The following is a 13218-nucleotide window of genomic DNA, read 5'->3' as shown; positions in this document are numbered from 1 at the left end:
CCGATGCTCCGCATGGACTCCCTCCTCCGCCTTGCGATGCACGGCACCAGACGCCGCTCCCTGATCCGGCCTGATCGACAAGACACCCCCTAGGCGGACGGTCCGGCGCGGACGACGGCCTGGTCCCCCCGGGGACCGAAGAGGTGCAGGATCTCCACGGCGCTGTCGTCCGCGGGGCCGAACCAGTGGGGCTCGGTGGTGTCGAACTCGGCCACCTCGCCGGGCAGCAGCGTGACGTCCCGCGCCCCCAGGATCAGGCGCAGCCGGCCGGCGAGGACGTAGAGCCATTCGTAGCCCTCGTGCGTGACCGGTTCCGGTGGGCGGGGTGACAGCACCTGCTTGAAGACCTGCACGCGGCCCGGGTACTGCGTCAGCGGCACGAGGACGCTCCCGCGCTGCTTGCGCAGGGGCTGGAGGTGCACCCGCGGGTCGCCGCTGGCCGGCGCCGCCACCAGCTGGTCGAGTGCGACGTGGTGCGCCCGGGCCAGCGGGATGAGCAGGTCGAGGGTGGGGCGCCGGATGCCCGACTCCAGCCGGGACAGCGTGCTGACCGAGATCCCGGTGGTGGCCGCGAGCGCCTCCAGGGTGAGCCCCCGGTCCTTGCGCAGCCTGCGCAGCCGGGGACCGATGCCGTCGAGGATCCGCTCCAGCTCCGCGTCCCCGGGTCCTGTGTTCACGGACCCAGTTTCGCAGACCTCTTTGCGGTCCTCGCAAAAACGGTGGGCCGCGGCCGTCGTCCGGGCCGAGCCTTGCCGGGCGTGCCCAGACGACCGGCCCTCGGAGGAAGACCGTGACCGCGACCACCCATCCCGTTCGACCCCTCGCTCCACCCGCGCTGAGCGCGCGCAGACGCTGGACGGTCCTGGCCGTCTGCTGTCTGAGCATGTTCCTGGTGGGCCTGGACACCACCGTCGTCAACGTGGGCCTGCCGGCCATCGGACGCGGACTGGACACCGACACGCGCGGCCTCGAATGGATCGTGGACGCCTACACCCTCGTCCTGGCCGGCCTCCTGATCTCCTCCGGCGCGCTGGCGGACCGCTTCGGACGCCGCCGGGTGTTCCAGTGCGGGCTCGCCGTGTTCGGCGCGGCCTCCCTGGTCTGCGCGCTCGCCCCCTCGGCGGGCGTGCTCGTCGCGGCCCGCGCCGTGCAGGGCGTCGGCGCCTCGATGCTCAGCCCCGTGGCGCTCGCGATCGTGGTGAACGCGATGCCCGACCCGAAGGAACGGGCGCAGGCGATCGGCATCTGGGCGTCGGTGTTCGGCCTGAGCATGGCCGCCGGACCCGTCACGGGCGGCGCGCTGCTCGCCGGGCTCGACTGGCGGGCGCTGTTCTGGATCAACGCACCCGTCGTCGCCGCCGCCCTGCTGCTCAGCGCGGTCTTCGTGCCGGAGTCCCGGGGTCCGCGGGCCCGGCGCCTCGACCTGCCCGGCCAGCTCCTGCTGACCGTCGCCCTCGCGGCCGTCGTCGGCGTCCTGATCGAAGGTCCGCGCATCGGCTGGACGTCGCCGGCGGCGCTCGCGGGATACGTGGGGGCCGCCGCGGCGACCGTCGCGTTCGTGTGGGTCGAGGCCCGCCGCCCCGAACCGCTGATGGACCTCCGGCTCTTCCGGCGCCCGGTCTTCAGCGGCGCCGTCGTGGGCGCGGTGGCGGTCTTCGTCGCCCTGAACACGACCCTGCTGCTCAACACCCTCTACCTGCAGCACACCCGGGGCTGGTCGGCGCTGGCCGCCGGCGTGGCGGCCCTGCCCCTGGCCCTCGGAGCGACCGTCTGCGCCCCCTGGTCCGGCCGCATGGTCGGCCGCACGGGACCACGCCTGCCGCTGCTGCTCGCCGGCGGCTTCATCACGGCCGGCGGGGCCTGCCTCGTCCGGCTCACCCCGCACACGAGCGTGCTCCTGCTGCTGGCCGCGTACGCGCTCATCGGCGTCGGCTTCGGCTTCGCCAACGCCCCGATCACCAACACCGCCGTCAACGGGCTGCCGCCCGAACGCGCGGGCGTGGCCGGGGCGATCACCTCCACCGCCCGCCAGATCGGCGCCGCCCTGGGCATCGCCCTCGCCGGCGGCCTGGTCACGGGCGCCGCCCCGACGGGACTCGCGCACGCGTCCCGGCCGGGCTGGATGCTGGTCGCGGCCTGTGGCGTACTGCTTCTCGCCGTGGCCCAGGTGTCCCGGCCGAAGCGGGCGCCCAAGGGCTCCGTCTAGCCAAGGGCTCCGTCCAGCGAGAGCCGGCCACGACGGGGCTCAGCGCAGCGCGCTCTTCGCCTGCCACTGCTCCCAGGTCAGGTTCCACGCGCCGTAGCCGTTGCCCTCCGCCACCTCGCCCTTCGTCTCCTCGCCCTTGATCTCGAAGGGGTCGCCGGGGCGGACCGTGGCGAAGAGGGCGGAGGCGTTGGCGTCGCTCATGCCGATGCAGCCGGAGCTGTGGTTCTCGCGCCCGAAGTACGCCGCGTTCCAAGGGGCCGCGTGGGCGTACATGCCCGACCAGGTCAGACGCATCGAGTAGTTGACCATCTTGTCGTACGCGTCACCCAGCCCCACCGTCTCGGAGTTCATGCGGATGGTGCCCTCCTTGGCCATGAGGACGGCCGTGCCGCGCCACGAGCGCTTGTCGCCGCCGGGGGTTCCGCCGGAGACCGGGATCGTCGAGACGGTGCGGCCGTTCCGCACGACGGTGAGCTTCTTGCGGTCGAGGTCGACCTTCACGACGCGCGAGGTCGTGTCGACGGTGAAGCCCGTGTGGTAGTCGCGGACGAACCAACCGCCGCCGGAGTCCGTGCCGTTCAGCGTCGCGTCGAGGGTGACCTTGGTGCCGGGCTTCCAGTACTCCTTGGGCCGCCAGTCGACGCGGTCCTTCCCGGAGTAGTCCGTGAGCCAGCCCCAGGAGCCCTCGGTGGGGCGGGACGTGGTGACCTTCAACTGGCGTTCCACCTCCGCCTTGTTGCGCACCGGACGGTCGAAGACGATCGAGAGGGGCTGGGCGACACCGACGGTGGTGTTCTTGCCGGGGGCGAGGGTGAGCTTGTTGACCTTGTCGGCGGCCGGCGTGGAGAAGGACGAGCGGGAGGTCGTCTCCTTGCCGCCGGTGCCACGGGCGGTGACCTCGACGGTGTACGAGGTGCCGGGCGCGGCCTTGCGGTCGGAGGTCCAGGAGCCGCCGCCCGGGGCGGTACGGCCCGCGAGCTCGCCGCCCCCGGCGTCGACGACCTTGACCCGGGCGAGCGAGCCGCCGCTCGCCGTCACGGTGACGGGCTTCCCGGCGGCCGGCGGGACCACGGTCACCTTCGCGGGCGCGCCGCTCGCGGCGGAGTCGCCCGCGGCGGACGACGACGGCTGCTCCGCCGTCGCCGCCGAACAGGCGGTCAGCGTCAGGGCCGACAGCAGGAGCAGGGGTATGTGTATGCGGACACGAGCACGCACGGAACGGACCTCCGGGAGAGGCGGACAAAAGCTGGGATGCCTCGGACTGTAGGCCGCGCGACCCGCTCTCCGCCCGGCCCGCGGCCCGTATGACGACGCCTGAAGAGAAACGGTCATCGTCCGGTCACATTCCTCGCGCGGAGCGGTCAAGACCGGCTGTGAGTCTCCTGTGCGCCCCACACCGAACGGGGCGGAACAAGGAGGCTCCCGTTGTGTCAGCGCTGCTCATGACTCCCGCACCCGCCCGCACCACGCTCCGGCTCGGACCCGTCACCCCCGAGGCGTACCGCGCGTTCCTCGCCGCCCGCTCCACCGGACCCGACGGGCCGAGCTTCCTCCAGCTCCCGGCCTGGGCGGGGGTGAAGGAGGGCTGGAGTCACCAACTCATAGGCTGGGGGGAGGAGTCGGGTGCGCTGAGCGGTGTCGCCCTCGTGCTGCTCCGCTCCTTCCCCGGCACCCGCAAGTACTTCGCCTACCTCCCCGAGGGGCCGGTCGCCGACTGGGCCGACCCCGATCTGGACGGCTGGCTCGACCCGCTCCTCCGCCATCTCCGCGCGGCCGGCGCCTTCGCCGTACGCATGGGTCCGGCACCCTCGTACCGCCGGTGGACCGCCGCCACCCTCAAGGCGCACACCGGGCCCGGCCGCCGCCTCGCCGACGTCCTCGCCACCGAGGTCGACCCGCTCGGCTCGGCCGTCGCCGAACGGCTGCGCGCCCGCGGGTGGAAGAGGTGCGGCGGCGAGTCCGAGGACGGCGCGGACGCCCAGCCCCGGCTCGTCTTCCAGGTCCCGCTCACCGGCCGCAGCTCCGACGACCTGTGGTCCGGCCTCAACCAGGAGTGGCGGCGCAACATCCGCAAGGCCCGCAAGAGCGGCGTCGAGGTCGTCGTCGGCTCGGCGGCGGACCTGCCCGAGTTCCACCGGCTGCTCCGCATCACCGAGGAACGTGACGGATTCCGGCTCGGCCGCTCGCTCGCGTACTACGAGCGCCAGTACGCCGTCCTCAACGCCGAGCAGCCCGGCCGCATGAAGCTCTACCTCGCCCGCCACGAGGGCGAGGTCCTCGCCGCGCACACCATGATCACGGTCGGCCGGCGGGTCTGGTACCAGACCGGTGCCTCCGCCGACCACCGCCGCGAGGTCCGCCCCTCCAACGCCCTGCAGTGGCGCATGCTGCTCGACGCCCACGCCCAGGGCGCCGACGTCTACGACCTGCGCGGGGTACCCTCCACCCTCGACCCGGACGACCGCGCCCACGGGCTGCTGCGCTGGAAGCTCGGCACCGGCGGACAGGTCGTCGAGACCCTGGGGGAGTGGGAGATTCCGTTGCCCGGCACGACCAACCACACGCTGTACCGCGCCTTCCAGGCGTACCTGGCCCGCCGATGACGGCGACCGTCACCGGGACGAGGGAACAGGCCGGCGAGTCCGTCCTCCGCAGCGGCGTTCTCATGGCCGCCGGTTCGCTCGTCTCCCGCGCCACCGGCTTCGTACGGTCCGCCGTCGTCGCCGCGGCCATCGGCACCGGATTCGTCGCCGACGGATACGCGGTCGGCAACTCCGTACCCACCATCGTCTACATGCTGCTCCTCGGCGGCGCCCTCAACGCGGTCTTCGTGCCCGAGCTGGTGAAGGCGGCCAAGGAGCACGAGGACGGCGGCGCCGCCTACACCGACCGGCTGCTCACCATCTGCGTGCTCGCCCTCGCGGTGCTCACCGCCGCCGCCGTGCTCGCCGCGCCCGCGATCGTCGACGCGTACACCGACTACACGGGCGCGCAGCGGGACATGACGATCGCGTTCACCCGCTCCTGCCTGCCGCAGATCTTCTTCCTCGGTCTCTTCACGCTGCTCGGGCAGGTGCTCAACGCGCGCGGCCGGTTCGGCGCGATGATGTGGACGCCGGTCCTCAACAACGTCGTCGTGGTCGCCGTCTTCGGCCTCTTCCTCGCGGTGTCCGACGGCGGCGAGCTCACCGCCGGCGAGACGGCGCTGCTGGGCTGGGGCACCACCGCCGGCATCGCCCTCCAGGCCGTCGCCCTGTGGCCCTCGCTGCGCGCGGCCGGCTTCCGCTTCCGGCCCCGCCTCGACTGGCGCGGCAGCGGACTCACCGCGCCGCTGCGCTCGGCCGGCTGGCTGGTGCTGCTCGTGCTCACCAACCAGGCCGCGTTCTGGGTCACGACGAAGGTCGCCACGGCGGCCGGCCAGCGCGCCGAGGGCGCCGGGCTCAGCGCGTACAACAACGCCTACCAGCTGTGGATGGTCCCGCACGGCATCATCACCGTCGCCCTCGTCACCGCGCTCATGCCCCGGATGAGCGGCGCCTCGGCCGAGGGCGACCTCGCCGCCGTCCGCGGTGACGTCGCCTACGCGCAGCGCGGCAGCATGGCGGCGATCGTCCCCGCCGCCTGCGCGCTCTTCGCGCTCGCGGTGCCGCTGATGGGCACGGTCTTCCAGTACGGCCGGACGGACGCCGGCGCTGTCCGCTCGATGGCCTGGATCCTGATGGCCCTCGCGCCCGGACTCGTCGCGCTCTCCGGCCAGTACGTGTGCACCCGCGCCTTCTACGCCCTGCGCGACACCCGCACCCCGTTCCTCCTCAACCTGGTCATCGCCGCCCTGAACGCGCTGCTCGCGGTCTGCTCGTACGCCTTCCTGCCGGCCCGCTGGGCCGTCGCCGGCATGGCCGCCGGCTACTCGCTCGCGCTCTGGGCGGGCTGGGGCCTCACCGCGTACGTGCTCTCGCGGCGCCTGCGGGGCGCCGAGCGGACGGGCACGGGAGCGGGCGGCGCACTCGTACGGCTCCTCGTCGCCGCCCTGCCCGCCGCCGCGCTCGGCCTGCTGACCGCCGAACGCACCGCCCCGGCGGGCCGGGTGGTGTCGGGCCTCGCCGGCGCGCTCGTCATCGTCGCGGTGTTCGCGCTGCTCGCCCGGCCGCTGCGGCTCACCGAAGTGCAGGCGCTGATCGGGAACGTGACCGGCCGCGCCCGGCGTCTCACCAGACGATGACCACCCCTCGTACCGACCGCCCTGACCCCGGGACACTCCACAGATGCCACGCGTGCTGCTGATCGAAGACGACCCCTCCGTCCGTGAAGGCGTCGAGCTCGGGCTCCGGCGCCGCGGGCACGAGGTGCGCACCGCCGCGACCGGCGAGGCGGGGCTCGCCGCGCTCGGCGAGTTCCGGCCCGACCTGCTGCTGCTCGACCTGATGCTGCCCGGCATGAACGGCGTGCAGGTCTGCCGCCGGGTCCGCGAGACCAGCCAGCTGCCGATCATCATGCTCACCGCGCGCGGCGACGACTTCGACGTGGTCGTCGGCCTGGAGGCGGGCGCCGACGACTACATCGTCAAGCCCGCCCGCACCGAGGTCATCGAGGCCCGCATCCGCGCCGTGCTCCGCCGCATCGAGGAACCGGGCGGCGGCCGGCCGGCCGTGGAGTTCCACGGCGAGCTGGCCATCGACCGGGCCGGGCTCACCGTCGCCAAGAACGGCGAGCGGGTCGCCCTCGCCCCCTCCGAGCTCAAGCTGCTCCTCCACCTCAGCGCCGCGCCCGAGCAGGTCTTCAGCCGCCAGCAGCTCCTCGAACACGTCTGGGAGCACAGCTTCCACGGCGACGCCCGGCTCGTCGACGCCTGCGTCCGCCGGCTACGCACCAAGATCGAGGACCCGGGGGAGCCGCGCTACATCCAGACCCTGCGCGGCTTCGGCTACCGCTTCGGACCGATCCAGTGAGAGCCCACGTGCCGGGCGACGACGGCGACCGGCCCCCGCGACACCGCCGCCGGCCGCGCCCCTTCGGGCTGCGCACCCGGCTCGTCCTCGCCTTCCTCCTGGTCGCGGCCGTCGGCTGCGGCACGACGGCCGCGCTCACCTACCGGGCCGCCCGCACCGCGATCCTGGAGCAGACCCAGGACACCGCCGTCTCCGCCTTCCGCCAGCAGGTCGAGACCCTGAACATCCAACTGCCCGTCGACCGCGACGGCCTGCGCAACGAACTCCAGCGGATCGCCCGGCAGGGCAAGCCGCGGCCCTGGCGGGTCTACGCGGAGTACGGCGACCTGCGCGTGTCGTCCACCGACCGGGACGAGTCGAGCGTGCTCACGCCCGAGCTGCGCCGCCGGGCCGGCGCGGCCGGCACCACCCACGGCAGCTTCCAGCGGGTGGTCAAGGACGGCACCCCGTACCTCACCGTCGCCGTCCCCGCCCTCTTCGGGAACTTCAAGGGCTATCCGGAGGACCACCCCACCGGTCTCGTGCTCTACGCGGTGATGGACCTCGGCGAGGAGGACGCCAACATCGCGGCCATGCTGGTCGCCGCCCGCGACGGCGCCCTGCCCGCGCTGCTCGTCGCGCTGGTCCCGGCCCTGGTCGCGGCCCGGGGCGTGCTGCGCCCCGTGCGGGAGCTGCGGCGCGCCGCCCACAGCATGGGACGGGGCCGCCTGGACACCCGTATCCACGCCAAGGGCAGCGACGAACTCGCCGACCTGGCCAGGACCTTCAACGAGTCCGCCGCCGAGCTGGAACGTTCCGTCACCGAGCTGCGGCGCGCCGAGGCCCGCGCCCGCCGCTTCGCCTCCGACGTCTCGCACGAGCTGCGCACCCCGCTCGCCGGCATGCTCGCCGTCACCGAGGTCCTCGACGAGGACGCCGGCACGCTCGACTCCGACACCGCCAGGGCCGTACGCCTGATCAGCGCCGAGACCGGAAAACTGGCCGTGCTCGTCGAGGACCTGATGGAGATCTCCCGCTTCGACGCCCGCGCCGCCGAACTGCACACGGACGAGGTCGACGCGGCGGAGATGGTCCGCAAGACGCTCCAGAACCGCCACTGGACCGACCCGGAGCAGATCACCGCGGAGCTCACCGACGGCATCCGCGCCCGCCTCGACCCGCGCCGCTTCGACGTCGTCGTCGCCAACCTGGTCGGCAACGCGCTGCGGCACGGCGCCCCGCCGGTGACGGTCCGGGTGCACGCGGAGGGGGACTGGCTCGTGACGGAGGTCGCCGACCGGGGCCCGGGCATCCCGGCGGACGTCCTGCCGCACGTCTTCGACCGCTTCTACAAGGCGGACCAGGCCCGTACCCGCTCGGCGGGCAGCGGCCTCGGGCTCGCCATCACCCAGGAGAACGTACGGCTGCACGGCGGCACCGTCGTCGCCGCCGACCGCCCGGACGGCGGCGCCGTCTTCACCGTCAGGATCCCGCTGTGAGCCGCCGTCCCGCGAGCCGCCGCCCGCGCCCGCGTACGCGTCTGCGGACCCGCCTGGGTCTGTACGCCGCTGCGCTGGGCCTGCTGCCGGGCCTCGCGGCCTGCGGCATCCAGGGCAGCGACGTCGTGGAGGCCGGCGGCGCGGCGCCGGTCACCGTGCAGCCGACCAGCGAACCCCGGCTGCTGCTGTTCTTCGTCGGCAAGGACGGCCGGCTGATGCCGGTCGCCCGGGAGCTCCACTTCGCCTTCGGGCAGGAGTGGGGCGAGGGCTCCGGCACCGACCGGACCGTGACGCCCACGTACCCGGCCGAAATCGTCGTCGGTTACCGGGTCCCCACCGACAAGGTGCTCAGCACCCTCCTCGACGGGCCGGAGGAGAAGGAGCGCGCCGCCGGCCTCACCACCCGGCTCATCCTGCACGGCGGCGGCGACCCCCATGTCGAGCAGCCCGCCAAGGACGGAAGCGTGGGGCTGCGCCTCCGGCTCTCCGTCCGGGTCCGGGACATGGACCCGGTGGCCGTGCAGCAGCTGGTGTGCACGACCGCCTTCGCCGAGAGGTGGGGCAGCGGGGCCCCGGTCGTGATCTCGGGCACGGACGGCTCGCTGCCCGCGACCAGTTGCAAGCTGGCTTAGCGAAGGGTCAGCCCAGCAGCGCCGTGACGAGCCGCCGCATCTCCTGGCGCGGGTCGGGGGAGCCCGGCCAGCTCGTCATCAGCAGGTGGTGGGCGGTGCCGACGACGGCGAGGGCGACCGAGTGCGGGTCGACGGTCCCGGCGAGGCGGCCGCGGTCCCGTTCGGCCGTCAGATAGCCGGCGACCGACTCCTGGATCGCGCCGAAACCGGGCGCCCCGCCCGCCAGGGCCTCCCGCACGCGCTGCGCGGCGGCCGGGCGGGTCATCGCGAGCCCGGACAGCGCCGGGCCGCCCGACTCGAAGAGCACCTGGACGACGGCGTCGAGGTTCCCCGCCACCGTGCCCTCGCCGGCCAGGCCGGCCAGGGCCGCCGCCTTCCGCGCGGTACGGGCGAAGCGGTCGAGGCACAGTGCGGCCACGAACTCGTCGAGCCCCGCGAAGTGCGTGTGCAGCAGCCCCTTGGCGCAGCCCGCCTCGGTGGTGACGGCCCGGCTGGTGAGCGCGCCCGGCCCGTCCCTCTCCACGACGCGCTCGGCGGCGGCGAACAGGCGCTCGCGTACGTCGGGCGTCGCCACTCCACGCGGTGACATGGCTGTCTCTCCCTCTCTCGGTCCGTCCGGATCGTAATCGGGATTGCGAGTATGGGCGAGCGCCCATACTGTTTGGGCAAGCGCCCATTCTTGTGTCACTCAGGAGGCAGTCGTGGCGGACAACGCCGGCACCATCGTCAACACCGCGCAGGAAGAGGCGTGGAACGGCCCCGAAGGCGCCCACTGGGCCCGCCACCAGGACCGCTGGAACGCCGTCAACGAGGGCTTCGACGAGCCGCTGCTCACCGCGGCCGGCATCGGCGGCGGTGACGACCGGGGTGACGGCCGGGCGCACCGCACGCTCGACATCGGCTGCGGCTCCGGCCAGACCACGATCCTCGCCGCCCGGCGCGCCCCCGAAGGCCGCGCCCTCGGCCTCGACCTGTCAGGCCCGATGCTCGCCGAGGCCCGCGCCCGCGCCGCGCGCGAAGGCGTCGCCAACGCCGACTTCATCCAGGGCGACGCCCAGACGCACGCCCTGGAGCCGGGCGCCTTCGACGCGGCGATCAGCCGCTACGGCGTGATGTTCTTCGCCGACCCCGAGGCCGCCTTCGGCAACATCGGCCGTGCCCTGCGCCCCGGCGGCCGGCTCGCCTTCGTCAGCCCCGCCGAACCGGAGCTCAACGACTGGCTGGTGGCCCTGACGTCGCTGCGCGACATCCTGCCGGTCGGCGACCTGGGCACACCCGGCCTGCCCGGCATGTTCTCCCTGGACTCCCCGGACCGGATCCGCGCCGTCCTCACCGCCGCCGGCTTCACCGGCATCGCCGTCGACCGGGCCGATGCGTACGGGAACTGGGGCCGGGACGCCGAGGACGCCGCCGATTTCCTGCTCGCGAGCGGCCCCGGCCGCCACCTCATGGACCAGGTCGACGCACCGGCGCAGGACCGCGCCCGGCGCGCCCTCACCGACCACCTGCGCGCTTACGAGACGGCGGACGGCACGGTACGGCTGCGCAGCGCGGCCTGGCTGGTCACGGCCGGCCGGGGGTGAGCCGGGCTACCGGCCGCCGCGCAGCTCCGCGAGCACCGCGTCCGTGAACGGCGGCCACGCCTCGATCGCCCACGGCCCGAAGGGCCGGTCGGTCAGCGCCACGCACGCGGCGCTCGCGTCGGGGTCGATCCACAGGAAGGTGCCGGACTGGCCGAAGTGTCCGAACGTCCGCGGCGAGGACGTGGCACCGGTCCAGTGCGGCGCCTTGCCGTCGCGGATCTCGAAGCCGAGGCCCCAGTCGTTCGGCCGCTGGTGCCCGTAGCCCGGCAGGATGCCGGTCAGGCCGGGGTGCACGACGGTCATCGCCTCCACGACCGTGCGTGCGTCGAGCAGCCGCGGCGCCTGCACCTCGGCGGCGAAGCGCACCAGGTCGTCGACGGTCGACACGCCGTCCTTGGCGGGCGAGCCGTCGAGGGTCGTGTCCGTCATGCCGAGCGGCTCCAGGACGGCCTGGTGCAGATACTCGGCGAAGGGGATGTCGGTGGCCTTGGCGACATGGTCGCCGAGCGCCTCGAAGCCGGTGTTGGAGTAGATCCGGCGGGTGCCGGGCGAGGCCATGACGCGGTTCTCGTCGAAGGCCAGCCCGGAGGTGTGGGCGAGCAGATGCCGTACGGTCGCGCCCTCGGGCCCGGCCGGCTCGTCCAGGTCGATCGCCCCCTCCTCGTACGCGACGAGCACCGCGTACGCCGCGAGCGGCTTGGTCACGGAGGCGAGCGGGAAGCGCCGGCTCGTGGGGCCGTGGGACCCGGCCAGGGTGCCGTCCGCGCGGACGACGGCGGCGGCCGCGGTGGGGACGGGCCAGTTCTCGACGGCCCTCAGGCTCTGCATGCTGCTCTGCATGCGGCCGAGCCTACTTCGCCCGCTTGCTTAGAGTGGACTCCAAGTCTCTAGCGTGGAGGTCATGAGCGTGATCGACAGCACGAGTACGAGCACGAGCACCAAGTCGGTGATGGCACCGGAGCGGTTCACCATCAGCGAGGTGGCGGCCCTGACCGGACTCTCGGCGCACACCCTGCGCTGGTACGAGCGGATCGGCCTCATGCCGCACGTGGACCGCTCGCACACCGGCCAGCGCCGGTTCGGCCGGCGGGACCTGGACTGGCTCGCCTTCGTCGGCAAGCTGCGGCTCACCGGCATGGCGGTGGCGGACATGGTCCGCTACGCGGAGCTGGTGCGCGAGGGCGCGCACACCCACGACCAGCGCCGGGCGATCCTGGAGGCCACCCGGACCGACGTCGTCGCCCGGATCGCCGAGCTCCAGGACGCCCTGGCCGTGCTCGACCTCAAGATCGATCACTACGGCACCGTCTGCGGAGGCACCCCTTCATGACCACCACCGGTTTCAGCGGCAAGATCGACACCGTTCGCCTCGGCGGCCCCGACGGACCCGAGATCGGCGTCCAGGGCTTCGGCGCCATGGGCATCAGCGAGTTCTACGGCGACACCGACGAGGCCGCGGCCCGCGACACCCTCGACGCGGCCCTGGAGGCCGGCGTCACCCTCATCGACACGGCCGACGTCTACGGGCAGGGCGCCAACGAGGAGTTCCTGGCCCCGTTCGTCGCCGCGCACCGCGACGAGATCGTCATCGCCACCAAGTTCGCCATCGAGCGGCGCGCCGACGACCCCGCGTACCGGGGCGTCAACAACGACCCGGCGTACATCCGCGCGTCCGTCGAGGGCAGCCTGCGCCGCCTCGGCATCGAGACCATCGACCTCTACTACATGCACCGCCGCGACCCGCAGGTCCCGCTCGACGAGTCCGTCGGCGCCATGGCCGAGCTGGTGAAGGAGGGCAAGGTCCGGTACCTGGGCCTGAGCGAGGTGACCGGGGCCGAGCTGCGCGAGGCTCACGCGGTGCACCCGATCACCGCCCTCCAGTCGGAGTGGTCGCTGTTCTCCCGGGACGTCGAGCACAGCGCGGTCGGCGCGGCCGCCGAGCTGGGCGTGACCTTCGTGCCGTACTCGCCGCTCGGCCGCGGCTTCCTCACCGGCGCCTTCGCCGACGCCGGCAAGGAGCTCTCGGCCACGGACTTCCGCCGCCACCAGCCCCGCTTCTCCGGCGAGAACGCCGAGCGCAACGCGGCCCTGCTCGCGCCGCTGCGCGCCATCGCGGCCGAGCACGACGCCACTCCCGCGCAGATCGCCCTCGCCTGGGTGCAGCAGCGCGCCGCCGTCCACGGCCTGACCGTCGTCCCGATCCCCGGCACCCGCAAGCGCTCCCGCCTGCTGGAGAACGCCGCCGCCACCCGCATCACCCTCGACGACACGCAGCTCGCGGCTCTGGAGCCGATCGCGGGCCTGGTGGCGGGCGACCGCTACCCGGACATGACCTTCACCTCGGCGGCCCGCGAGGGCTGAGGCCGCACC

The 13218-nt window shown here is 73.7% G+C and carries 13 protein-coding genes; 9 read left to right on the top strand and 4 right to left on the bottom strand.

All coding sequences use genetic code 11. The annotated features are described in order from the left end of the window. Positions 1 to 89 precede the first annotated feature (89 nt). Positions 90 to 677: a helix-turn-helix domain-containing protein gene (locus ACWEJX_RS30940; protein ID WP_451610726.1), complete on the bottom strand. Its 588-nt coding sequence runs from the start codon at positions 675 to 677 to the stop codon at positions 90 to 92. 113 nt (positions 678 to 790) lie between these two features. Between ACWEJX_RS30940 and ACWEJX_RS30935 the strand changes: the two genes are divergently transcribed. Then, positions 791 to 2206 carry an MFS transporter gene (locus ACWEJX_RS30935; RefSeq protein WP_451610725.1) on the top strand — a complete coding sequence of 472 codons (1416 nt, stop codon included), beginning with the start codon at positions 791 to 793 and terminating at the stop codon, positions 2204 to 2206. A gap of 39 nt (positions 2207 to 2245) precedes the next feature. Here the strand turns inward: ACWEJX_RS30935 and ACWEJX_RS30930 are convergent, their stop codons facing one another. Continuing rightward, positions 2246 to 3421, bottom strand: coding sequence for a L,D-transpeptidase (locus ACWEJX_RS30930; RefSeq protein WP_451610724.1), 1176 nt, complete (start codon positions 3419 to 3421; stop codon positions 2246 to 2248). Between the two features lie 212 nt (positions 3422 to 3633). Between ACWEJX_RS30930 and ACWEJX_RS30925 the strand changes: the two genes are divergently transcribed. The 5 genes from ACWEJX_RS30925 to ACWEJX_RS30905 are packed head-to-tail and all read left to right on the top strand — an operon-like array spanning position 3634 to position 9265. Continuing rightward, the gene (locus ACWEJX_RS30925; protein WP_451610723.1) at positions 3634 to 4809 is read left to right on the top strand and encodes a lipid II:glycine glycyltransferase FemX; all 1176 of its coding nucleotides are present in this window, start codon (positions 3634 to 3636) and stop codon (positions 4807 to 4809) included. Next, positions 4806 to 6428, top strand: a complete 1623-nt coding sequence (gene murJ, locus ACWEJX_RS30920; RefSeq protein WP_451610722.1) for a murein biosynthesis integral membrane protein MurJ — start codon at positions 4806 to 4808, stop codon at positions 6426 to 6428. Before ACWEJX_RS30925 ends, murJ begins: the two co-directional genes overlap by 4 nt. A 43-nt stretch (positions 6429 to 6471) precedes the next feature. Beyond that, complete coding sequence (locus ACWEJX_RS30915) at positions 6472 to 7155, top strand: response regulator (RefSeq protein ID WP_451610721.1); 684 nt, start codon at positions 6472 to 6474, stop codon at positions 7153 to 7155. Positions 7156 to 7163: 8 nt separating this feature from the next. Continuing rightward, positions 7164 to 8633, top strand: coding sequence for a sensor histidine kinase (locus tag ACWEJX_RS30910; protein ID WP_451610720.1), 1470 nt, complete (start codon positions 7164 to 7166; stop codon positions 8631 to 8633). Beyond that, a complete protein-coding gene (locus ACWEJX_RS30905; RefSeq protein WP_451610719.1) occupies positions 8630 to 9265 on the top strand; it encodes a hypothetical protein in 636 nt (211 codons plus the stop codon). Before ACWEJX_RS30910 ends, ACWEJX_RS30905 begins: the two co-directional genes overlap by 4 nt. A gap of 7 nt (positions 9266 to 9272) precedes the next feature. Here the strand turns inward: ACWEJX_RS30905 and ACWEJX_RS30900 are convergent, their stop codons facing one another. After that, positions 9273 to 9854: a TetR family transcriptional regulator gene (locus ACWEJX_RS30900; RefSeq protein WP_451610718.1), complete on the bottom strand. Its 582-nt coding sequence runs from the start codon at positions 9852 to 9854 to the stop codon at positions 9273 to 9275. Positions 9855 to 9966: 112 nt separating this feature from the next. Here ACWEJX_RS30900 and ACWEJX_RS30895 point away from each other — a divergent pair, with 112 nt between their 5' ends. After that, entirely contained in the window at positions 9967 to 10848 is an 882-nt protein-coding gene (locus ACWEJX_RS30895) for a class I SAM-dependent methyltransferase (RefSeq protein ID WP_451610717.1), read from the top strand. A 6-nt stretch (positions 10849 to 10854) separates the two neighbouring features. Here ACWEJX_RS30895 and ACWEJX_RS30890 read toward each other — a convergent pair whose 3' ends face one another. Continuing rightward, positions 10855 to 11676, bottom strand: coding sequence for a serine hydrolase domain-containing protein (locus ACWEJX_RS30890; RefSeq protein ID WP_451610727.1), 822 nt, complete (start codon positions 11674 to 11676; stop codon positions 10855 to 10857). A 73-nt stretch (positions 11677 to 11749) separates the two neighbouring features. Here ACWEJX_RS30890 and ACWEJX_RS30885 point away from each other — a divergent pair, with 73 nt between their 5' ends. Both ACWEJX_RS30885 and ACWEJX_RS30880 read left to right on the top strand, forming a co-directional pair. Next, positions 11750 to 12178, top strand: a complete 429-nt coding sequence (locus ACWEJX_RS30885) for a MerR family transcriptional regulator (protein WP_451610716.1) — start codon at positions 11750 to 11752, stop codon at positions 12176 to 12178. Next, positions 12175 to 13209 (top strand): aldo/keto reductase, encoded by a 1035-nt coding sequence (locus tag ACWEJX_RS30880; RefSeq protein ID WP_451610715.1) that lies wholly within the window; start codon positions 12175 to 12177, stop codon positions 13207 to 13209. Before ACWEJX_RS30885 ends, ACWEJX_RS30880 begins: the two co-directional genes overlap by 4 nt. Positions 13210 to 13218: the final 9 nt, after the last annotated feature.

It is taken from the genome of Streptomyces sp. NPDC004788, from assembly GCF_053601115.1.
This window is presented reverse-complemented; position numbering and strand designations above follow the sequence as displayed.

Coding starts and splice junctions, on each gene's coding strand:
- ACWEJX_RS30880 (WP_451610715.1), top strand. CDS start 12,175: ATGACCACCACCGGTTTCAGCGGCAAGATCGACACCGTTCGCCTCGGC.
- ACWEJX_RS30915 (WP_451610721.1), top strand. CDS start 6,472: ATGCCACGCGTGCTGCTGATCGAAGACGACCCCTCCGTCCGTGAAGGC.
- murJ (WP_451610722.1), top strand. CDS start 4,806: ATGACGGCGACCGTCACCGGGACGAGGGAACAGGCCGGCGAGTCCGTC.
- ACWEJX_RS30885 (WP_451610716.1), top strand. CDS start 11,750: ATGAGCGTGATCGACAGCACGAGTACGAGCACGAGCACCAAGTCGGTG.
- ACWEJX_RS30900 (WP_451610718.1), bottom strand. CDS start 9,854: ATGTCACCGCGTGGAGTGGCGACGCCCGACGTACGCGAGCGCCTGTTC.
- ACWEJX_RS30890 (WP_451610727.1), bottom strand. CDS start 11,676: ATGCAGAGCCTGAGGGCCGTCGAGAACTGGCCCGTCCCCACCGCGGCC.